This is a genomic window from Pseudoalteromonas sp. QJM3NY_12 (assembly GCF_056173165.1).
Genome location: NZ_CM149661.1, coordinates 3,055,891 through 3,078,041, shown reverse-complemented (window position 1 = coordinate 3,078,041; position 22,151 = coordinate 3,055,891). Strand labels below are relative to the sequence as shown.

The window sequence follows — 22,151 nt, the reverse complement described above, 5'->3', positions numbered from 1 at the left end:
TTAATATCCATAAGTTAATATTTTTTCTCTAAATAATTCTTAGCGAGTCGCTAAAAGGAATGGGATTATGCCACCAACAATACTGATTGTAGAAGACACCCAGTCGCTTGCTATGATGTATCAGTCTTATCTTTTACCAACAGGTGTAAACACACTAGTGGCAAATGATGGGGCAACCGCTCTTGATATTATTAATAAAATAAAACCCGATCTGATCGTACTCGATGTGATGTTACCCGATATGAACGGGTTGGATATTCTTGCTCAGCTAGAACCTGATAATTTTCCGCAAGTTGTTGTATTAACTGGGCATGCTACCAAAGAAATGGCGATTCAAGCGATTAAGTTAGGCGCTAGTGATTTTTTAGAAAAGCCTGTAGAGGCAGAACGTTTTCGTATAACCATTAACAACACTCTCAAAATAAAAGATTTAAAACAAGCGGTTACCAAGTATAAAAATATTTATGAAAACGGTCGTTACTTTGACTTGATTGGTAGCTCCAAGCAAATGCAATCGGTGTATCAAGTTATTAGCTCTGCTGCAGCGAGTAAAGCCACGGTATTTATTACCGGTGAAAGTGGTACTGGCAAAGAGCTTTGTGCACGAGCAGTTCATCAAGCCTCTAATCGTGCCGACAAGCCCTTTGTTGCACTTAATTGTGCTGCTATCCCCAAAGATTTGATTGAAAGTGAAATATTTGGCCATTTAAAAGGTGCCTTCACTGGAGCAATTGCAAACCGCTTGGGTGCTGCAGGGCAGGCTGATGGGGGGACACTGTTTTTAGATGAGTTATGTGAAATGGATATTAATTTACAAAGTAAATTACTTCGTTTTATTCAAACAGGTACTTATCAACAAGTCGGTAGCGAAAAACAAGTTAAAGTTGATGTGAGGTTTGTTTGTGCTACCAACAGAAACCCGCTTGCTGAGGTTGAGGCCGGTCGATTTAGAGAAGATTTATATTACAGGCTGCACGTTATTCCTCTTGAGCTGCCACCACTTAGAGAGCGGGGCAGAGATATTATTGAAATAGCACAAGCGTTGTTTATTAAAATAGCCAAGGAAGAGCAGCACCCTTACAAAGGGATAACCGACGATGTGAAGCACTTTTTAGCACAATACGATTGGCCTGGTAACGTTAGGCAGCTAGAAAATGTGATCCGTAATATTTTAGTGCTTAACCCACAAGAGTGGATTGATGTATCTATGCTACCAGCATTGCCACAAAGCCCGCAAAAAGAGTCAGGTAATGAGGGGCAGGTTAAAGAGCAACATGCATCGTTACCAGTTCAAGAATTTGAAGAGTTACCGCAGGTTGAAAGTGAGGTTAAGGCTTTATGGATCGCCGAAAAAGAATATATAGAGCGGGTCATAAAAATATGCGCAACTAATATTCCTAAAGCTGCCGCTCTTTTAGATGTAAGTCCTTCAACCTTATACCGAAAAATTAAAGGGTGGGAAGAAAATTTATAATAATGTTTTTGCTGTATAAGCACTTTGCAGCAAGTTAAATTGTTTTCTACCTGAAAAACGCTCTTCAAGCATAGTGTATGCTGAGTGTGCCATTTCACTTTTTTGTATTGCCGGCAAGGCAAGTAATGCTTCTATCGATTGTTGGCACTCTAGTGTATTTGCTGATTTCATTAAAAAGCCATTAATTCCATTGTTTATAATGCTAGGAATAGCGCCCACAGGGCTGCTGATAACAATTTTATAATGCGCCATACTTTCTAGAAGCGTCATAGGCAGGCCTTCTTCTCTTGAACAAATAAGTAGGGCATCTAAATGTTGCCAAATATCATCTCGGGGTGTTAAACCATGGTAATGAAGGTTGTCTAATTGTGGAATACGATCACGCATCGGGCCATCCCCAAAAAGGTGAAACTGTACCTGTTTATTAGTCTGCATACTTTCAGCTAACTCATAAAATATATCAGGGCCTTTTTCATAAGATAAGCGCCCAACAAACCCGACTCTAAGTAACGGTTGTGCAAAATCAGTGCTGGGAGGTTCGGCTATTGCGATGAAGTTTTCCAGTAATTGGGCGTTTTTAATTGTTTTACTAATTTTTTCAGACACTGCAAAGTTAGTTGATAACCAACTAAGCCATAAATCGAATTTGTTATACAGCCACATTTTTCCTGTACCAGCCTCTCCTGCATGGTAAGTGCTAACACAATGCTTATTTGTGATTTTACAAACCAAACGCCCTAAAATACCGGCTTTATAACCATGGGTGTGAATAACTGTATTGCGATCGTAACTGCGAAACCGCTTGATTAAACTAATGAGTGTACCTTGCAGAAAATCATACGGTATGCTTTGCTTATCAAGTAACTCATAAAATTCATTATTCCCATGATTCTTATAAAATAAAACCGAGCAACTAAGCTGGTTTTTGTTAAGCAGCTTGTATAACTCTATAATATGAGTTTCAATACCACCAATCATTGAAGAGTCTACAAACAATATAATCTGATTATTCACAATGAGCTCCAAAAGAAAATTATGATAGATACATCTGTAATAGAACAACTAAAGTATGATGTTGGTGATAGCACAGCCATTGAACTGATAAACGTTTTTGTTGATGAGTCTAAAAAGTTAGTGGCGCAAATGCTTTTCTCAACCGATGCCGCAGAAATTGAACTGTGCGCTCATAGCTTAAAAAGTAGCGGTTATAGTTTTGGTGCAACAAGATTAGCGCAAACGTGCCAGCTTATTGAGCAGCAAGTTAAGGTCAATGGTTTAAACACTGAGGTTGTAACCCTCTTAAAGTTAGCTGATGCACAAAGTAAAAAAACCTTCGAACATATGAGAGAACTTACCCAAAATCATTAAGCGTGTTTTTCAGTATTAAAAGAGCTTTTTAATAACTCTGAAAATACATTTTTTAGTTCATTAATATTATGTAAATGCTTGCCTGTTTCCTTACACTTCTCTCCCTGTTGTAAAATTTCAATAATGGCAGAAGGAGAAATACTTAAATCGTATACTTTAGTGGCGAGCTTCTTTTGTAACCAGTCAATGCCGGCAATTTTTGTATGTTGCATCACGCTGCTTTCTTGCGCTGTGTTTTCAATAAATACTCTACACGCAGAGGTTTTTTTTATTGCTTCAGTGATTTCTGTAATTAAAAAAGCAGGCATCACGCTAGTAATGATGCTACCTGGACCAATAATTATTAAATCGGCATCTAAAATAGCTTCAATAGTACCAGGTGCTGGCGGCACCGCTTTCGATAAGTAAACTGTACTTGGTAGTTCATTTAGAGCATCAATCGCGCATTCACCAAATACTTTTTCACCATTGTTTAGCTCGGCTACTAAATCTGTAGGTAGATCAGACATAGGCAAAACTGTCTCTTTATTTCCAAGCAAACGATTAAAAGCAGCAATAGCCTCAGTGGGAGACTGTGTTAGCTGGGTTAAACCCAATAGTGTTAAATTCCCTAAACTATGACCCGCCATATCACCATGAGTAAACCTATGTTCATACATAGCCTGAGCTTGTGTACCTTCACCGGCAAGTTGAACACAGCAGCGCCTTATGTCACCTAAAGCGATACAATTTTGATCGGCTCTAATGCGACCGGTGCTACCACCATTATCGGTAGTTGCTACAATTGCTGTTAGGTTACTACATAAGGGTTTTATCGCACTTAACACTTGTGCTAATCCGTGACCACCACCAATACATACTATCTTCATGGTTATGCCTTTATGTATTTATTTATATTAATAAAGCAGAAATCATTCCACCCTGCCATAAAAATAACTCAATGATTTATATTAAATTTTGTTCTATATTAATTAGTCATAACATCGGTTTTGGTATTATTTTGCAAAACGCGATGCATTTTAGCTGAGGGAATGAGTATGCAACGTAATGAATTAATTACGCTTACGGAACTACAGAAGCAGTTAGCGTTATTGCATCAGTGTGATGATGAAATTGATATTTTAGCTACTATGTCAGCTTTACTGCAGCCATTACTTCAATACCAAGACTGCATTGTTTTAAAAAAAACACATCATCATTTTTTTACTATAGGCACAACTAACATCGATTTTTATGAGAAAACTTGGCCACCATGTGCTGCATTTATTCAGGCTTTAAAAAAAGGTTACTCATTTAGTTGCAATCCATTGCCAGAACAATTAGTTACTTTATCAGCAGAGGCAAATAATCAGAATAAAAATACAGCGCTGTTAATCGGGATTGATACGGGTAAAGAACAATGCTTATTTATTTTCACTCATGTGAGTAACAAAATTAACCATAATGTTTTAGCTTCACACTCAATAATTTTATTTCTTCAGCAAGTATTCCACGCTTTTCTCCAATTAAATAAGTTACATGAACAAACTCATCAATCTGTTTTACTACTTGATAAATTTTCTCAGCTTTCTACTTTATTTAAAGAATTAGCAAGTGAGTGGTTTTGGCGAACCGAGCCTGATATGACTTTTACCAGCGTTAACAATCTGGAAAGGGAAGATAATACCTATGCGAAAACATTTATTAATAAAACCATAGAGTCTTTGCGCACTAAAAATGAGCAAAGAAACACACTAAAATGGCAAGCTTTTGCTGCTTTAATAGCTGAGCATGAGGATTTTAATGGTTTTGAGTTTGAGGTTAAGGCATCGACACCTTTGTGGGTATCGCTTAATGGTAAGTCGCAATTTGACGAAAACGGAAATTTCATTGGCTATTTAGGTATTGCCAAAGATATCACCGTCTCAAAAGAGCGAGAGACTGCACTTGAAAATGAAAAGCTTAAAGCTGAGGAAGCCAGTAAAACAAAAACAAAATTTTTAACCATCATGTCGCATGAAATAAGGACCCCCATGAATGCGATTATGGGGATGATAGAGTTATTAATAGATACCGATTTAACTCAAGAGCAACGCCAATGGTTGAATTATGCAAACTCTAGTGCTGATATTCTTTATGGATTAATTACCGACGTATTAGATTTTTCAAAAATTGAATCAGGGACTGTATTAATCGCCAATAAACCGCTAAATGTAAAACTGCTTATTGAGAACATCGTTGGGCAATTGCATATTATAGAAGACAGTGAAGATATTATTTTTTCAGTTTCGATTAATGACAATATCCCTACCTTTATTATGGGTGATGAATTTAGGCTGGGACAGATACTATTTAATCTCATTGGCAACGCATTTAAGTTCACTCGCTCAGGGCATATTGCATTATGTGTAAATATTGTAGATGACAACCTAAAATTTACTATTGAAGATTCAGGAGTAGGTATTGCAAAGAAAGATCTGAGTTTTATATTTCAGCCGTTTCGACAAGTTAACGAAGGTATAAATAGAAAAAATGAAGGAGTAGGATTAGGCCTCAGTATTTCAAAAAACCTAATCGAACTTATGGACGGCTCTATTAGTGTTGAAACTCAGCTAGGGCTAGGTAGTACGTTTACTATTTTACTGCCATTTAAAGAAGCGATTATTGATGAAATTAAACCCGATCTTTCATCAAAACAGCCTGTATTATCAGTTCTGGTTGCTGAAGATAATAAAACCAATCAAGTGCTTATTAAGGCGTTTTTACAAAAGCTAAATCACAAAGTCACGATTGCTAATGATGGAGTGGAAGCAATTGAGTTTATGAAACTCAAACATTTTGATTTAATTTTAATGGACATCATGATGCCGACCATGGATGGACTAAGCGCCACGCAGCATATTCGTCATGAGCTGTTAAGTGATATTCCTATTTTTGCACTAACCGCAAATGCTTCAACCGATGACAAGGCATCATGTTTTAAAGTAGGTGTTAATAAAGTGCTTACCAAGCCTATTAAGTTTGAAACCTTAAAAGCGTCTTTAAGTACGCTTTTATAGCCGGTAATAAAAAAGGCCGTAATTAGGAATAATCATGGCCTTTTCTAACGTTATAGTTTGTTATTCAATATTCTGAATTTGCTCACGCATTTGCTCTATCAATACTTTTAGCTCAACTGCAGCATTGGTGATGTCGCTGTTGATTGATTTAGAAGCTAGGGTATTTGCTTCACGGTTAAACTCTTGCATCATAAAATCTAAACGACGACCACAAGCGCCACCTTTACTCAAAATTTTGCGTGTTTCTTTAACGTGCGACTTTAAACGATCAAGCTCTTCTGCTACATCCTGCTTTTGTGCAAGGTAAATCAGCTCTTGTTCAAGGCGTGACTCATCAATATTTGTTGTTAAATCTTCAAGTTTTTGTACTAACTTTTCACGTTGCCATTTAGTAATTTCTGGCATGTGTGCTTCAACAATATCAACTTGCTCTAAAATGGCGGTTAATCGTGTAGCTATCATTTCTTCAAGGTTTGCACCTTCATCACCACGTGCAGATTTAAAGTCTTCAATTACTTGGTCAAGGCCAGTAATGAGTGCCGTATTTACACTATCCATATCAATTTCTTGCGCTTCCATAACGCCAGGCCAACGTAAAATATCAACAGGATTAATATCACCATTGCTTTGTTGTTGTACCCACTTAGCACTATTAATTAACTGCTCAGCAAGAGATTGATTAATTGATAATTCACCAACATGTGCAGGGTTTGCGACAAACTTTAAGAAAACTTCAACCTTACCACGCTGTAAATGCTTACGTAGACGCTCGCGGATAACGGGTTCCATGCCACGAAATTGCTCTGGTGCACGAATAAAGGTTTCAAGATAACGTTGGTTCACTGAGCGAACTTCCCACGTGCCAGTGCCCCATTCGCCTTTTATTTCGCGACGCGCATAAGCTGTCATACTGTGGATCATGGATGTTTTCCTACATTTTTAAATACAATATTACGGTTATTATACCGTAACACTGCTCAAGCTCTAAAGAAAATTTAACACTGCTGAGTGTTTTTTAAACACACTTTAATATAAATCAACATGGCATCTGTATTCACATCAACATATAATGTGGCAAATTCAGAATTAAGGGGATCGTCAATGCGTCCAAGCGAAAGAACACCTAATCAAATTAGACCGGTTACGTTTACACGTAACTACACTTTGCATGCTGAAGGTTCAGTATTGGTAGAGTTTGGCAACACTAAGGTACTTTGTACTGCGACAGTTGAGGCTGGCGTACCACGCTTTATGAAAGGCCAAGGTAAAGGTTGGGTAAACGCAGAATATGGCATGTTACCGCGCGCAACACACACACGCAATAGTCGTGAAGCAACGCGAGGTAAGCAGGGCGGTCGTACAATGGAAATTCAGCGTCTGATTGCTCGCTCTTTACGTGCAGCAATCGATCTAAAAGCACTCGGTGAAAACACAATTACTATTGATTGTGATGTAATCCAAGCTGATGGTGGTACGCGTACAGCGTCTATCAGTGGTGCGTGCGTTGCACTTGTTGATGCACTAACGTATATGCGTGCAAAAGGGATGATTAACTCAAACCCACTTAAACATATGATCGCTGCTATTTCTGTTGGTATATATAAAGGCCAAGCGATTAGCGATTTAGAATACCTAGAAGATTCTGACGCTGAAACTGACATGAATGTAATTTTAACTGAAACCGGTAAAATTATTGAGGTACAAGGAACCGCTGAGGGTGAACCTTTCTCGTTTGACGAACTTGATGAGCTACTTACACTCGCTAAGCATTCAATTCGTGAAATTATTGATGTACAAAAGCAAGCACTAGCATAAATAGGTAACTGGCAATGAAAGAATATCAAAAAGAGTTTATTGAGTTTGCTTTAGAAAAGCAGGTATTAAAGTTTGGCGAGTTTACTTTAAAGTCTGGCCGTACTAGCCCTTACTTCTTTAATGCGGGCTTGTTTAATACAGGTCGTGACTTAGCGCGCTTAGGTCGCTTTTATGCAGCGGCACTTGAAGATGCAGCAATTGAATATGATGTACTATTTGGTCCTGCTTATAAAGGTATTCCAATTGCAACAACAACCGCAGTTGCGTTAGCTGATCATTATAATAAAGATGTACCTTACTGTTTTAACCGTAAAGAGAAAAAAGCACACGGTGAAGGTGGTAGCTTAGTTGGATCTGAGCTTAAAGGTAAGATCATGTTAGTTGATGATGTGATCACCGCCGGTACAGCTATTCGCGAGTCAATGGAAATTATTGCGGATAATGGCGCAGATTTAAGTGGTGTTTTAATTGCACTTGATCGTCAAGAAAAAGGTAAAGCAGAGCTTTCTGCTATACAAGAAGTAGAACGTGACTTTAATACTCAAGTTACTTCAATCGTTAAATTGGCTGATTTAATTAGTTACCTAGAGCTCCAAGGAACTATGGATGAGCATTTAGCCGCGGTAAAAGCTTACCGGGATCAATACGGTGTAGCATAAATAGTAGCCTCGCAAATGCGGGGCTTTATTTTGCCTAAAATAGAATAACAGTAACTCCTACTTATATTAAGGCTTTGCTAATACACATAAACAAAAGCCACCTTCAGGTAGGCACTATTAATAGCCGTGATTTTATTAATACTGTGGTATCACTCTTACCTACTTCAATTCACCGTAGTAACATTAACAGTATGCTAGCTTCAGCGTCTTATTTTCCTGACTTTGTTATATATGGGATCTATTCGGGTAGATTATTGCTAGTGATCATTATGATCATCTTAGTTGCGAGTGTTTTAATAGAGCTTATTCAAGTAGATATAACGGTTAAAAGCTTAAGTTACGTGTTTATTGTTAATAAATTGATAGTTATGTTGTGTTTTTAGCACCTATCGTTCAAATATCCAACGAACAGTCATTTATTTCAAGTTTTCTTCAAAAAAGGGTTGATCTGTTTTCGGATCTCCCTATAATGCGACCCCACTGAGACGGCAGAACGCAACGCATAGCGAGGCACGAGCTACTCAGTGAGTCGAGTAAAACTTAGTTCTGAAAACTTTTAAGTTTAACAAAATTAAGTGTTGACAAAAAAATAGGAAAGCGTAATATGCGCAGCCCTAGCGAGATAAAGTTTAACGCTTTAATCGCAACGTTCTTTAACAATATAAAGCAATCATCTGTGTGGGCACTCGTACAGATTGAGTTCTAACAGCCAAGCTTAGTTTACTAAGTGAGGCAAACAAATTTAGAGTCTCAATTGAAACTGAGTGACCAACAGCAATAAATTTATTTATTGCAGCACAGTCAATTCAATATCGAAAGATATTAAATAAATTCAGAATTCATTGAGCTGTCGAAAGACATAAAACTTTTTAATTGAAGAGTTTGATCATGGCTCAGATTGAACGCTGGCGGCAGGCCTAACACATGCAAGTCGAGCGGTAACATTTCTAGCTTGCTAGAAGATGACGAGCGGCGGACGGGTGAGTAATGCTTGGGAACATGCCTTGAGGTGGGGGACAACAGTTGGAAACGACTGCTAATACCGCATAATGTCTACGGACCAAAGGGGGCTTCGGCTCTCGCCTTTAGATTGGCCCAAGTGGGATTAGCTAGTTGGTGAGGTAATGGCTCACCAAGGCGACGATCCCTAGCTGGTTTGAGAGGATGATCAGCCACACTGGGACTGAGACACGGCCCAGACTCCTACGGGAGGCAGCAGTGGGGAATATTGCACAATGGGCGCAAGCCTGATGCAGCCATGCCGCGTGTGTGAAGAAGGCCTTCGGGTTGTAAAGCACTTTCAGTCAGGAGGAAAGGTTAGTAGTTAATACCTGCTAGCTGTGACGTTACTGACAGAAGAAGCACCGGCTAACTCCGTGCCAGCAGCCGCGGTAATACGGAGGGTGCGAGCGTTAATCGGAATTACTGGGCGTAAAGCGTACGCAGGCGGTTTGTTAAGCGAGATGTGAAAGCCCCGGGCTCAACCTGGGAACTGCATTTCGAACTGGCAAACTAGAGTGTGATAGAGGGTGGTAGAATTTCAGGTGTAGCGGTGAAATGCGTAGAGATCTGAAGGAATACCGATGGCGAAGGCAGCCACCTGGGTCAACACTGACGCTCATGTACGAAAGCGTGGGGAGCAAACAGGATTAGATACCCTGGTAGTCCACGCCGTAAACGATGTCTACTAGAAGCTCGGAACCTCGGTTCTGTTTTTCAAAGCTAACGCATTAAGTAGACCGCCTGGGGAGTACGGCCGCAAGGTTAAAACTCAAATGAATTGACGGGGGCCCGCACAAGCGGTGGAGCATGTGGTTTAATTCGATGCAACGCGAAGAACCTTACCTACACTTGACATACAGAGAACTTACCAGAGATGGTTCGGTGCCTTCGGGAACTCTGATACAGGTGCTGCATGGCTGTCGTCAGCTCGTGTTGTGAGATGTTGGGTTAAGTCCCGCAACGAGCGCAACCCCTATCCTTAGTTGCTAGCAGGTAATGCTGAGAACTCTAAGGAGACTGCCGGTGATAAACCGGAGGAAGGTGGGGACGACGTCAAGTCATCATGGCCCTTACGTGTAGGGCTACACACGTGCTACAATGGCGCATACAGAGTGCTGCGAACTCGCGAGAGTAAGCGAATCACTTAAAGTGCGTCGTAGTCCGGATTGGAGTCTGCAACTCGACTCCATGAAGTCGGAATCGCTAGTAATCGCGTATCAGAATGACGCGGTGAATACGTTCCCGGGCCTTGTACACACCGCCCGTCACACCATGGGAGTGGGTTGCTCCAGAAGTAGATAGTCTAACCCTCGGGAGGACGTTTACCACGGAGTGATTCATGACTGGGGTGAAGTCGTAACAAGGTAGCCCTAGGGGAACCTGGGGCTGGATCACCTCCTTATACGATTTAGAACTTATTTGTTCGTAGTGTCCACACAGATGATTGTTAGTTAGTTAAGCCTCTGGCTTACTAATTAATATGCTCTTTAAAAATTTGGAAAAGCTGATAATAAAATTCGTATGAATAACATTGTTATTTGTACAGAGTTTTCAAAAGTAAAAAAGAATGATAGCAGTATCATTCAGTGCCATTTAATAAACGTTTTACGTTTGTTGATTGGTATCTACTTTAGTATTCAATATTAACTTCTGGCGAAGTTAAACTGTCACAAAACAAAGACCCGTTTGGGTTGTATGGTTAAGTGACTAAGCGTACACGGTGGATGCCTTGGCAGTTGGAGGCGATGAAGGACGTATTAACTTGCGATAAGCCTAGTCAAGCTAGTAAAAAGCACTTGAGACTAGGATTTCCGAATGGGGAAACCCACCTGCTTGCAGGTATCGTTAACTGAATACATAGGTTAACGAGGCGAACGCGGAGAACTGAAACATCTAAGTACCCGTAGGAAAAGAAATCAACCGAGATTCCGATAGTAGCGGCGAGCGAAATCGGAACAGCCCTTAAGCTTATTATGTGTTAATGGAAGGCTCTGGAAAGTGCCACGATACAGGGTGATAGTCCCGTACATGAAAATGCATTTTAAGTGAAATCGAGTAGGTCGGAGCACGTGAAACTTTGACTGAATATAGGTGGACCATCATCTAAGGCTAAATACTCCCAACTGACCGATAGTGAACCAGTACCGTGAGGGAAAGGCGAAAAGAACCCCTGTGAGGGGAGTGAAATAGAACCTGAAACCGTGTACGTACAAGCAGTAGGAGCCCTTCGAGGGTGACTGCGTACCTTTTGTATAATGGGTCAGCGACTTATATTTTGTAGCGAGGTTAACCGATTAGGGTAGCCGTAGGGAAACCGAGTCTTAACTGGGCGAATAGTTGCAAGGTATAGACCCGAAACCCGGTGATCTAGCCATGGGCAGGTTGAAGATTGAGTAACATCAATTGGAGGACCGAACCCACTAACGTTGAAAAGTTAGGGGATGACCTGTGGTTAGGAGTGAAAGGCTAATCAAACCGGGAGATAGCTGGTTCTCCCCGAAATCTATTTAGGTAGAGCCTCGGACGAATACTTACGGGGGTAGAGCACTGTTAAGGCTAGGGGGTCATCCCGACTTACCAACCCTTTGCAAACTCCGAATACCGTAAAGTAATATCCGGGAGACACACGGCGGGTGCTAACGTCCGTCGTGAAGAGGGAAACAACCCAGACCGCCAGCTAAGGTCCCAAAGTCATAGTTAAGTGGGAAACGATGTGGAAAGGCCCAGACAGCCAGGAGGTTGGCTTAGAAGCAGCCATCCTTTAAAGAAAGCGTAATAGCTCACTGGTCGAGTCGGTCTGCGCGGAAGATGTAACGGGGCTAAACTATGCACCGAAGCTGCGGATTCAGAATTTATTCTGAGTGGTAGGGGAGCGTTCTGTAAGCGGTTGAAGGTGTACCGGGAGGTATGCTGGACGTATCAGAAGTGCGAATGCTGACATGAGTAACGATAATGCGGGTGAAAAACCCGCACGCCGGAAGACCAAGGGTTCCTATCCCATGTTAATCAGGGTAGGGTAAGTCGACCCCTAAGGCGAGGCCGAAAGGCGTAGTCGATGGGAAACGGATTAATATTTCCGTACTTGGTATAATTGCGATGGGGGGACGGAGCAGGCTAAGCAAGCATGGCGATGGTAGTCCATGTGAAAGTGTGTAGGCTAGTGACTTAGGTAAATCCGGGTTGCTGTTAGGCTGAGACACGAGACGAGTCACCACGGTGATGAAGTTGCTGATGCCATACTTCCAGGAAAAGCCTCTAAGCTTCAGATTATACCGAATCGTACCCCAAACCGACACAGGTGGTCAGGTAGAGAATACTAAGGCGCTTGAGAGAACTCGGGTGAAGGAACTAGGCAAAATCGTACCGTAACTTCGGGAGAAGGTACGCTCCGATTGGTGATGAGACTTGCTCTCTAAGCTGATTGGAGCCGCAGTGACCAGGTGGCTGGGACTGTTTATTAAAAACACAGCACTGTGCAAAATCGCAAGATGACGTATACGGTGTGACACCTGCCCGGTGCCGGAAGGTTAATTGATGGGGTTATCTTCGGAGAAGCTCTTGATCGAAGCCCCGGTAAACGGCGGCCGTAACTATAACGGTCCTAAGGTAGCGAAATTCCTTGTCGGGTAAGTTCCGACCTGCACGAATGGTGTAACCATGGCCACGCTGTCTCCACCCGAGACTCAGTGAAATTGAAATCGCAGTGAAGATGCTGTGTACCCGCGGCTAGACGGAAAGACCCCGTGAACCTTTACTACAGCTTGGCACTGAACATTGAACCTACATGTGTAGGATAGGTGGGAGACTTTGAAGCAGAGACGCTAGTTTTTGTGGAGTCGTCCTTGAAATACCACCCTTGTAGTTTTGATGTTCTAACGTTGGCCCCTGAATCGGGGTTACGGACAGTGCCTGGTGGGTAGTTTGACTGGGGCGGTCTCCTCCCAAAGAGTAACGGAGGAGCACGAAGGTTGGCTAAGTACGGTCGGACATCGTACGGTTAGTGTAATGGTAGAAGCCAGCTTAACTGCGAGACAGACACGTCGAGCAGGTACGAAAGTAGGTCATAGTGATCCGGTGGTTCTGAATGGAAGGGCCATCGCTCAACGGATAAAAGGTACTCCGGGGATAACAGGCTGATACCGCCCAAGAGTTCATATCGACGGCGGTGTTTGGCACCTCGATGTCGGCTCATCACATCCTGGGGCTGAAGTCGGTCCCAAGGGTATGGCTGTTCGCCATTTAAAGTGGTACGCGAGCTGGGTTTAGAACGTCGTGAGACAGTTCGGTCCCTATCTGCCGTGGGCGTTTGAGAATTGAGAGGGGTTGCTCCTAGTACGAGAGGACCGGAGTGAACGAACCGCTGGTGTTCGGGTTGTCATGCCAATGGCATTGCCCGGTAGCTACGTTCGGAACTGATAAGCGCTGAAAGCATCTAAGCGCGAAGCAGGCCTCGAGATGAGTTCTCACTAGACTTTTAAAGTCTCTGAAGGGCCGTTGAAGACTACAACGTTGATAGGCAAGATGTGGAAGTGGTGTGAGCCATTAAGCTAACTTGTACTAATTACCCGTGAGGCTTAACCATACAACGCCAAACGCGTTTTATGTGATAGTGAAACAAGCGAAGAAGTTAATAGACTAAAGTAGATTACTGAAAACTTTTATTATCAGAAATTCCAAATTTTAGTTAGTGCGTAGTAATACGGACTGACACCAAATTTGCTTGGTGACAATAGCGTTTTGGACCCACCTGACCCCATGCCGAACTCAGTAGTGAAACGAAACAGCGCCGATGATAGTGTAGCATTTGTTATGTGAAAGTAGGTCATTACCAGGCTCCAAATACAAAAAAGCCCGATTCGAAAGAGTCGGGCTTTTTTACGTCTGTAGAAAAGTGAAAGTATTAGCCGTCAGCCGTCAGCCGTCAGCCGTCAGCTGCACAGCGTAAACCTGACCATCGTAGCGTGGGTTGAATATCTCGAAACCCACGGATAAAAGAACACGAAGAACACGACAGAGGATGAGGGCGTAGCATTTGTTATGTGGCTCTCTCCATCGCTGTGGGCACTAAGACATTCTACTGCGTTGTCGCTACGAAGTAGCGCACCGACTCCAAATACAAGAAAGCCCGACTCGAAAGAGCCGGGCTTTTTTACGTCTGCAGAAAAGTGAAAAACAAATGTAAAAGGTTAAAGGTATTAGGCTAAAGGAAGATAATTGATCAGAGCCGATTCCAGGACATACTACTTTGCTGTCGCTTCGAAGTAGCACACCGACTCCAAATGTAAGAGAAGTGCAAAGCATTCGGCTTTAGGTAAAATAAGCCCTGCTTTACGCTGACCTCCTATTAACTTCTCTTGTATGGTGATCCTCGTTATATAAAGTTAATAGATCCTTAAATAAAGCCTTATAGATTACATAACTATGTTTTACTTGAAAAAGAATTTATAAAGCCCAAAATGAAATTAGGTATTCTTATTAAATTGAGCTGTTTATGTCATTACTACTAACGTCACCTAAGTACGAGCAATGGACCTATTTGTCAAAACAAATAAAAGGGTATGAAGAACAAGCAGTTCATGCTACCGGCGCAGACCTTTACACGCTGATGCAGCGTGCCGCGGAGGCTGTTTTTTGCTGTTGGAAAACCTTTAATGCAAAACAAACGTTAGTTATTACAGGTAATGGAAATAATGCCGGAGATGGTTATGAGGTAGCTCGGTTAATCAAACAAGCAGATCGGCATGTAGTTGTTTGCGCGATTAATCCGAATAAAGCCTTATCCGGAGATGCAGCAAAAGCACAAAAGCAATGGATTGATGCCGGTGGTGAAATTTGTAACTTTAGCGCTGATGTACTCGATGAGTGTGATGTGATAATTGATGCATTACTCGGCACTGGTCTTGAGAATACGGTACGCGATAATGTTGCTACTATTATTAAAGCGGTGAATGAAAGCACTAAACCAATCCTGAGTATTGATGTACCGTCAGGTATTAATGCAGATACAGGCTGTCCTCAAGGAACAGCCATTATGGCCAGCAAAACAATGACATTAGTTGGGATAAAGCAAGGACTTACCACGACTAAAGGAAAGCAGCATGCCGGGCAGTTGTATTTCGATGAGTTAGGTATTGGCGAGCAATTTATGAAATTAGCCACCCCTTCTGCTCAGATTATCAATATAGACAGCTTTAAACCTTTGCCTGAGCGCTCAGTGAGCAGCCATAAAGGTAGTCATGGAGAATTATTATGTATAGGAGGAAACCACGGCTCTGCAGGAGCTATTAGATTAAGTGCTGAAAGTGGATTAAGGTCTGGTGCTGGAATGGTAAAAGTGTATACCCATGAACATGCCGTTTTACCTGTGAGCATCGGGCGACCAGAACTTATGGTAACTAGTGAAAACTTGGATGATGCCCTAGCATGGTCAACTTGTGTAGTTATCGGTCCAGGTTTAGGCCAAGATGAATGGGCCCAAAAAACCTTTGAGCAGGCAATCCGTTATTGCCAGCAAAACAATATCCCTACTGTTATTGATGCAGACGCCTTAAACTTATTAGCTAAGCAATCATCTTCTCATAAATTAAATAATACCGTGCTAACGCCTCATCCTGCAGAGGCTGCACGGTTATTAAACTTAACTACCTCTGAGGTTGAGTCTGATCGTTTTTATTATGCTCGACAATGTGCGACCAACTTCGCAGCGACCTCTATTTTAAAGGGCGCAGGTACGCTAATCGATAATACCGAGCATACTTGGATATGTGAAAATGGTAACCCTGGTTTGGCTGTAGGAGGAAGTGGTGATGTGCTTAGTGGTATAATTGGGGCATTAATGGCTCAAGGATTAAATACCAGTGAGGCAGCATGTTATGGCGTTGTGTTACATGCAAAGGCGGGTGATAGAGCCTGTGAACAATCAGGGCAAAGAGGAATGTTAGCCAGTGATTTATTTGCGCATGTAAGAGCACTGATCAATCATAAATAGTAAAAGCAGCAATGACTGGCTGTGCCAGCTAATGTCTTCGCTGCTTGTTTTGGCTACTATCTGTGAAGCTCACCAGCTCTTTCAGGCTGATAAGTAACTTCTTTGATGGTTACTGTTACTAATCCACCGCCAGGCTTTGGCCATTCAATTTGATCACCTTGTGAAAGGCCAAGTAATGCACTACCTATAGGGGCTAAGATTGATATTTTGTCGCCAATTGAATCAATATTTTTTGGGTAAACAAGCGTTAAAGTAAACTCTTCGCCTGTAGATTCAACAACAAAGTTCACAGTTGAATTCATGGTTACCACGGTTGCGGGAACTTCGTGCGGCTCAACTATGCTGGCTCGTGCAAGTTCTGCTTCAAGTTCTTTTTCACCCGCAAAGCTGTTTGCAGGCAACGACTCCATTAGTGTGTACAACCTATCTGCATCCAGCGATGAAATGATAATTTCAGGTTTTGTATTCAACTTAATATCCTTAATCATGTTAAATAAAATTTACTCTGGTATAGCTTGCAGGAACTCAGTTGCATTGGAATACACTGAGTTAATTTTATTGTTGTTTAGTGAATTTATTTTATCTCTATTGCTAAAAACCCAGCCGAAGCTGGGTTTTTATTTAAGCTAAGTGTTTAGGGGATGATTACATCATGCCGCCCATTCCACCCATGCCGCCCATGCCACCCATATCAGGTGCACCAGCTGCTTCTTCTTTAGGAATTTCAGCAACCATAGCCTCTGTAGTGATCATTAGACCAGCAATCGATCCTGCAAATTGTAATGCAGAGCGTGTTACTTTCGTTGGATCTAGGATGCCCATTTCAATCATGTCGCTGTATTCGCCAGTGGCTGCATTGTAACCGTAGTTACCTTCTCCGCCTTTAACTGCGTTAATAACAACTGATGCTTCATCGCCTGCGTTTGTAACGATTTGACGAAGTGGTGCTTCCATCGCACGAAGTGCCACTTTAATACCGTGGTTTTGGTCTTCATTGTCGCCAAGTAGCTCAACTAGCTTGCTAGCAGCACGTACTAATGCAACACCACCACCTGGTACTACACCTTCTTCAACCGCTGCGCGAGTTGCATGTAATGCATCTTCAACACGGTCTTTTTTCTCTTTCATTTCAATTTCAGTAGCGGCACCTACTTTGATTACAGCAACACCGCCAGCTAACTTAGCCATGCGCTCTTGTAGCTTTTCTTTATCGTAGTCTGAAGTCGCTTCTTCAATTTGTGCTTTGATTTGAGCAACACGACCGTTGATACCGTCTTCTTCACCAGCACCATCAATGATTGTTGTATCATCTTTAGTGATTACTACGCGCTTAGCTGTACCTAAGTCTTCAACTGTTGCTTTTTCAAGTTCAAGGCCGATTTCTTCAGAAATTACAGTACCGCCAGTTAATACCGCGATATCCTGTAGCATTGCTTTACGACGATCGCCAAAGCCAGGTGCTTTAACCGCTGATACTTTTACAATACCACGCATGTTATTCACTACTAGTGTCGCTAACGCTTCACCTTCAAGGTCTTCTGCGATGATTAGTAGAGGCTTGCTTGCTTTTGCAACCGCTTCTAATGTTGGTAATAATTCACGGATGTTAGATATTTTTTTATCTACAAGTAAGATAAATGGGTTATCTAGTTCAACTGCGCCTTTTTCAGCGTTGTTGATGAAGTATGGAGATAAGTAACCACGGTCAAACTGCATGCCTTCTACAACATCTAGTTCGTTTTCAAGTGATTGACCTTCTTCAACCGTGATAACACCAGTATTACGGCCTACTTTTTCCATTGCATCAGCAATGATTTCACCAATCTCTTTATCAGAGTTAGCTGAAATAGTACCTACTTGTGCAATTGCTTTAGTATCAGAACATGGAACAGAAAGAGCTTTAAGTTCTGCTGTTGCAGCAATGATTGCTTTATCAATACCGCGCTTAAGATCCATTGGGTTCATACCCGCAGCAACCGCTTTAAGACCTTCGTTAACAATAGATTGAGCAAGCACGGTTGCGGTAGTGGTACCGTCACCAGCAGCATCATTTGCTTTAGACGCTACTTCTTTAACCATTTGTGCGCCCATGTTTTCAAACTTGTCTTCAAGTTCGATTTCTTTAGCTACAGAAACACCATCTTTAGTGATTACTGGAGAGCCAAATGATTTGTCTAGTACAACGTTACGACCTTTAGGGCCCAATGTTACTTTTACTGCGTTTGCTAAAATGTTTACGCCAGTTAGCATTTTTGCACGTGCGTCGCCTGCAAACAGTACTTCTTTTGCTGCCATGTTTAATTTCCTCTAAATTCTTAAAATGTGTGTTAAACGAAAAGTAGGTTTAGCCTACAATGCCTAAAATATTATCTTCACGCATGATCAGGTATTCTTGACCTTCGATCTTTTCAGTTTTTTCAACATATGAGCCAAATAACACAGTGTCACCGGCTTTCACTTCTAACGCGCGAACGTCACCATTTTCTAAAACGCGACCATTACCCACGGCAACAACTTCTCCACGAGTTGATTTTTCAGCTGCAGAGCCAGTTAATACAATACCGCCAGCAGACTTGGTTTCTTCTTCTAGACGCTTGATGATTACGCGATCTTGTAAAGGACGAATGTTCATGTTTATAGTTCTCCTAACAGTTTCTGAACAGTACAGAAAAAAGTGTATCTAATTTGCTTTCATTAATGGGGGTAGAGTGAAAAATTCCAAGAGAAAAAATGATAATTTTTTAATCTTTTCGCTCGTATTCACCATCTATAGTATTGGGACGGTTTTCATCTTGCTCATGATGCATTGATTGATGAGGTTGTGAAAATCCTGAAGTACCTGTTTGATGCATACTAGCGCTCATTCTCACCGTTGCTTGGCTGGCAAGCCCTGCGGCTAATTTATTGCGAATAGCTGGAGTAAGAAGTAGTAGGCCAAATACATCCGTCATAATGCCGGGTGTTAGTAAAAGTACGCCAGCAATAATCACGCAGATACCGGTAAACAACTCTTTAGCGGGCATTTGCCCTTGTGCCATTTGCACTTGTACGTTTTGTAGTGCGCCCATTCCTTGCTGTTTCACCATTTTCGCACCCACAATGGCGGTTAGTACTACCAAAGCGATTGTTGCAAAGCCACCTATAACGTCACTAACCTGAATTAGTAAAGCAATTTCAATAATAGGGATGATGATAAACAGTAAAAATAAAATTCTAAACATAAGACTCTCTAAAAATGACACTCATTAAGGTGCTAATGAAATATAAGTGAGGGTTGTCGGGTCTATTTTCAAGCTAATAAGAGTAAGTAATCAACTCTAATGTTAGTAAAATTATAGCTAGTGGGTTTAATTCACTTGACTGCAAAGACCCAAAATGTTGGCAGAGTTCGTGTCTACACATTACACCCGCTATCAGCTACTATGGGGCTAGACCCCCATAAACAAGTAAAGGTTCACTATGACAACGCAATTTAAACTTATTTTTACCACTTGCAAAGATAACGATGAAGCCCGTTTATTGGCTATGGCGCTAATAGAAAAGAAACTAGCCGCTTGTGTAAATATTTTACCGGCCATGAGTTCTATTTACATATGGGAAGGTGAAGTAGCTGAAGCAACAGAAGTGAAGCTACTAATTAAAACCAAAGCTGACAAAATGAACGATGTATTTTTAACCTTAAAAGATCTTCACAGCTACGAAGTACCAGAAATACAAGTTGTTGATGTGGCAACGGGGAACTTGGCTTACTTTAATTGGATGGATGAGGTACTTCATTAATGCGCTTTATTTTATTTTTTTTATTAAGTGTTTTAATGGCGCCTGCTTGGGCAACACAAAATACCCTTGAAGATTTTCTCAAACCTACTCAGCATACATTTTTACCAGTCAATGAAGCGTTTGTATTTGATTTTGACCAGCAAGGCAGTACGTTATTTGTTGGTTGGGATATCGCTGATGACTATTATCTATATAAAGACAAAATAGAAATTATTGCCAAAGGTGCCAGCATTGACGTGCCTGAGTTGGGCTCTGGTGAAATAATTGAAGATGAGTTTTTTGGCAAAACTGAGGTGTTTTTTAATTCTATCAGCGTTATTAGCAAGTTGAGTAATGTCAGTGAAGATGGCGTTGTTAAGGTGCGTTATCAAGGTTGTGCAAAAGCAGGGCTGTGTTATCCACCTGAAATCATCAGCATTCCATTAAGTGTACTGGCAAGTGAAGCTAATACTAATGAAAATACAGCAGCAAGTAGTGCATTTGCGGCACTTAGCCAACCTGTAGAAAAACCTGTTACTACAGCAACACCCGAGAAAGAGCTCACCTTTACAGAGCAGTTAGCCAGCCAAAGCTTAATGGTTAATTTAGCTATATTTTTTGCTGTGGGCGTAGGTTTGGCATTTACACCCTGTGTATTTCCGATGTTTCCTATTTTATCTAGCTTAATTGCGGGTCAAAAGAACCTGTCTACCAAAAAAGCATTTGCCCTATCATTTGTTTATATTCAAGGTATGGCGGTTACCTATGCCGCATTGGGGTTAGTGGTTGCTGCATTAGGCGGCCAAGTACAAGGTTACTTACAGCACCCATATGTATTGATAAGTTTTAGTTTATTGTTTGTGTTGTTGGCTATGTCGATGTTCGGTTGGTACGAAATAAAGTTACCCAGCGGCATGATGAACAAGCTAACCCAAGTGAGTAACAATCAAAAAGGCGGTAACTACATTGGAGTATTCCTGATGGGGGTTTTATCAGGGCTTATTGCATCACCTTGTACCACTGCGCCTTTATCAGCCGCATTATTATTTGTGGCACAAAGCGGCGATTACTTAGTGGGTGGACTAACGCTTTATGTACTTAGCCTAGGAATGGGTTTACCGTTGTTACTCCTTGGTACATCGGGAGGTAAGTTATTACCGAAAGCTGGCGGATGGATGGAACAAGTTAAAACCTTATTTGGTTTTATTATGTTAGTTGTGCCACTTATTTTGTTAGAGCGAATTATCGATATCGAGATAATTTTACTATTAGCAGGTCTATTAGCTATCGCCACAGCGCTTTATTTTCATCATTGGCAAAGCGCCCAAGCACAAGGTAAATTAAAAACCTTATTGTGGTTTATGGCTGTTTTATTAGTGCTTACGGGCTTTAATTTAACCAAAAATTATTTTTGGCCAATACAAAACGTGAGCTTGCAAACAACCACGCAAAGCAATGAGTTTAAGCACGTTGCTAACTTAGCCGAGTTGAAGCAAGCAGTTTCACAAGCAAATAGTGAGGGTCGTATGGTAATGGTGGACTTATACGCTGACTGGTGTGTAGCGTGTAAAGAGTTTGAGCATTACACATTTCCTGACCCGCAAGTGCAAAGTGAGTTTAGTCATTATCAACTGATTCAAATTGACTTAACCCAAAGCGATAATGAAACAATTGAGCTAATGGAAGCATATTCAGTGTTTGGTTTACCGAGTATTTTATTCTTCAATACTCAAGGTGAAGAGTTAAGTACACAACGTGTAACTGGCTTTTTAAATGCAGATGATTTTGCTAAGCACCTAGCTGCAGTGCGTGCCAGCGCTGAATAACCATTCTTTATGGCATAACATGATTGGTAATGTTGTGCCACTATTCTCCCCTTAAGATAGTCCCCAAAATAGAGATTAGACCAGTATTTTGCTGCTATTTACTTCGAAATCACTATAATAGTTGGTTAACGTGAGAAATTGTTGCTATCTTACTTTTTTCTGCTTACTTTTTAGAGAAAAACTAGTTGGTAACCGCTTAACTCATTACTTATAGGATATATC

At 41.4% G+C, this 22,151-nt stretch carries 15 protein-coding genes and 3 rRNA genes; 11 read left to right on the top strand and 7 right to left on the bottom strand.

Translation table 11 applies throughout. The annotated features are described in order from the left end of the window. The first annotated feature begins 67 nt into the window (after window positions 1-67). Entirely contained in the window at window positions 68-1,474 is a 1,407-nt protein-coding gene (locus AC0VZ5_RS14365; protein WP_198522105.1) for a sigma-54-dependent transcriptional regulator, read from the top strand. Here AC0VZ5_RS14365 and AC0VZ5_RS14360 read toward each other — a convergent pair. After that, window positions 1,469-2,488 (bottom strand): glycosyltransferase family 4 protein, encoded by a 1,020-nt coding sequence (locus AC0VZ5_RS14360; protein ID WP_475473405.1) that lies wholly within the window; start codon window positions 2,486-2,488, stop codon window positions 1,469-1,471. The two genes, AC0VZ5_RS14365 and AC0VZ5_RS14360, sit on opposite strands and share 6 nt — an antisense overlap. Before the next feature lie 21 nt (window positions 2,489-2,509). Between AC0VZ5_RS14360 and AC0VZ5_RS14355 the strand changes: the two genes are divergently transcribed. Next, the gene (locus AC0VZ5_RS14355) at window positions 2,510-2,842 is read left to right on the top strand and encodes an Hpt domain-containing protein (RefSeq protein ID WP_138606343.1); all 333 of its coding nucleotides are present in this window, start codon (window positions 2,510-2,512) and stop codon (window positions 2,840-2,842) included. Here AC0VZ5_RS14355 and AC0VZ5_RS14350 read toward each other — a convergent pair. After that, complete coding sequence (locus AC0VZ5_RS14350) at window positions 2,839-3,711, bottom strand: gluconeogenesis factor YvcK family protein (protein WP_475473402.1); 873 nt, start codon at window positions 3,709-3,711, stop codon at window positions 2,839-2,841. The genes AC0VZ5_RS14355 and AC0VZ5_RS14350 overlap by 4 nt on opposite strands. A gap of 168 nt (window positions 3,712-3,879) precedes the next feature. Here AC0VZ5_RS14350 and AC0VZ5_RS14345 point away from each other — a divergent pair, with 168 nt between their 5' ends. After that, window positions 3,880-5,880 carry an ATP-binding protein gene (locus AC0VZ5_RS14345; protein WP_475473400.1) on the top strand — a complete coding sequence of 667 codons (2,001 nt, stop codon included), beginning with the start codon at window positions 3,880-3,882 and terminating at the stop codon, window positions 5,878-5,880. A 60-nt stretch (window positions 5,881-5,940) separates the two neighbouring features. Here AC0VZ5_RS14345 and AC0VZ5_RS14340 read toward each other — a convergent pair whose 3' ends face one another. Continuing rightward, window positions 5,941-6,801 carry a YicC/YloC family endoribonuclease gene (locus AC0VZ5_RS14340; RefSeq protein ID WP_475473398.1) on the bottom strand — a complete coding sequence of 287 codons (861 nt, stop codon included), beginning with the start codon at window positions 6,799-6,801 and terminating at the stop codon, window positions 5,941-5,943. Window positions 6,802-6,981: 180 nt separating this feature from the next. Here AC0VZ5_RS14340 and rph point away from each other — a divergent pair, with 180 nt between their 5' ends. The 6 genes from rph to AC0VZ5_RS14310 all read left to right on the top strand — a co-directional run bounded on the left by rph (window position 6,982) and on the right by AC0VZ5_RS14310 (window position 16,344). Beyond that, complete coding sequence (gene rph / locus AC0VZ5_RS14335; RefSeq protein WP_008111261.1) at window positions 6,982-7,695, top strand: ribonuclease PH; 714 nt, start codon at window positions 6,982-6,984, stop codon at window positions 7,693-7,695. 14 nt (window positions 7,696-7,709) lie between these two features. Beyond that, on the top strand, window positions 7,710-8,354 hold the full coding sequence (gene pyrE, locus AC0VZ5_RS14330; RefSeq protein WP_054202965.1) for an orotate phosphoribosyltransferase: 645 nt from the start codon (window positions 7,710-7,712) through the stop codon (window positions 8,352-8,354). Window positions 8,355-9,224: 870 nt separating this feature from the next. After that, a 16S ribosomal RNA gene (locus AC0VZ5_RS14325) occupies window positions 9,225-10,758 on the top strand. 295 nt (window positions 10,759-11,053) lie between these two features. Beyond that, window positions 11,054-13,938, top strand: a 23S ribosomal RNA gene (locus AC0VZ5_RS14320). A 137-nt stretch (window positions 13,939-14,075) separates the two neighbouring features. Next, window positions 14,076-14,190 (top strand): 5S ribosomal RNA (rrf, locus tag AC0VZ5_RS14315). The 16S, 23S and 5S rRNA genes sit together here, the layout of an rRNA operon. A 657-nt stretch (window positions 14,191-14,847) precedes the next feature. Then, window positions 14,848-16,344 (top strand): NAD(P)H-hydrate dehydratase, encoded by a 1,497-nt coding sequence (locus AC0VZ5_RS14310; protein WP_475473395.1) that lies wholly within the window; start codon window positions 14,848-14,850, stop codon window positions 16,342-16,344. Window positions 16,345-16,400: 56 nt separating this feature from the next. On the opposite strand, the gene rnk is transcribed toward AC0VZ5_RS14310, so the two are convergent. The 4 genes from rnk to AC0VZ5_RS14290 all read right to left on the bottom strand — a co-directional run bounded on the left by rnk (window position 16,401) and on the right by AC0VZ5_RS14290 (window position 19,565). After that, on the bottom strand, window positions 16,401-16,814 hold the full coding sequence (gene rnk / locus AC0VZ5_RS14305; RefSeq protein WP_475473393.1) for a nucleoside diphosphate kinase regulator: 414 nt from the start codon (window positions 16,812-16,814) through the stop codon (window positions 16,401-16,403). A gap of 175 nt (window positions 16,815-16,989) precedes the next feature. Continuing rightward, the gene (gene groL / locus AC0VZ5_RS14300) at window positions 16,990-18,639 is read right to left on the bottom strand and encodes a chaperonin GroEL (RefSeq protein ID WP_054202663.1); all 1,650 of its coding nucleotides are present in this window, start codon (window positions 18,637-18,639) and stop codon (window positions 16,990-16,992) included. A 49-nt stretch (window positions 18,640-18,688) separates the two neighbouring features. Continuing rightward, window positions 18,689-18,976: a co-chaperone GroES gene (locus AC0VZ5_RS14295; RefSeq protein WP_008113511.1), complete on the bottom strand. Its 288-nt coding sequence runs from the start codon at window positions 18,974-18,976 to the stop codon at window positions 18,689-18,691. 109 nt (window positions 18,977-19,085) lie between these two features. Beyond that, the gene (locus AC0VZ5_RS14290) at window positions 19,086-19,565 is read right to left on the bottom strand and encodes an FxsA family protein (RefSeq protein ID WP_010391671.1); all 480 of its coding nucleotides are present in this window, start codon (window positions 19,563-19,565) and stop codon (window positions 19,086-19,088) included. 238 nt (window positions 19,566-19,803) lie between these two features. On the opposite strand from AC0VZ5_RS14290, the gene cutA reads away from it, so the two are divergent. After that, entirely contained in the window at window positions 19,804-20,124 is a 321-nt protein-coding gene (gene cutA / locus AC0VZ5_RS14285) for a divalent-cation tolerance protein CutA (protein ID WP_010391672.1), read from the top strand. Continuing rightward, entirely contained in the window at window positions 20,124-21,929 is a 1,806-nt protein-coding gene (locus AC0VZ5_RS14280; RefSeq protein WP_475473390.1) for a protein-disulfide reductase DsbD, read from the top strand. The genes cutA and AC0VZ5_RS14280 overlap by 1 nt, the downstream gene beginning before the upstream one ends. Window positions 21,930-22,151: the final 222 nt, after the last annotated feature.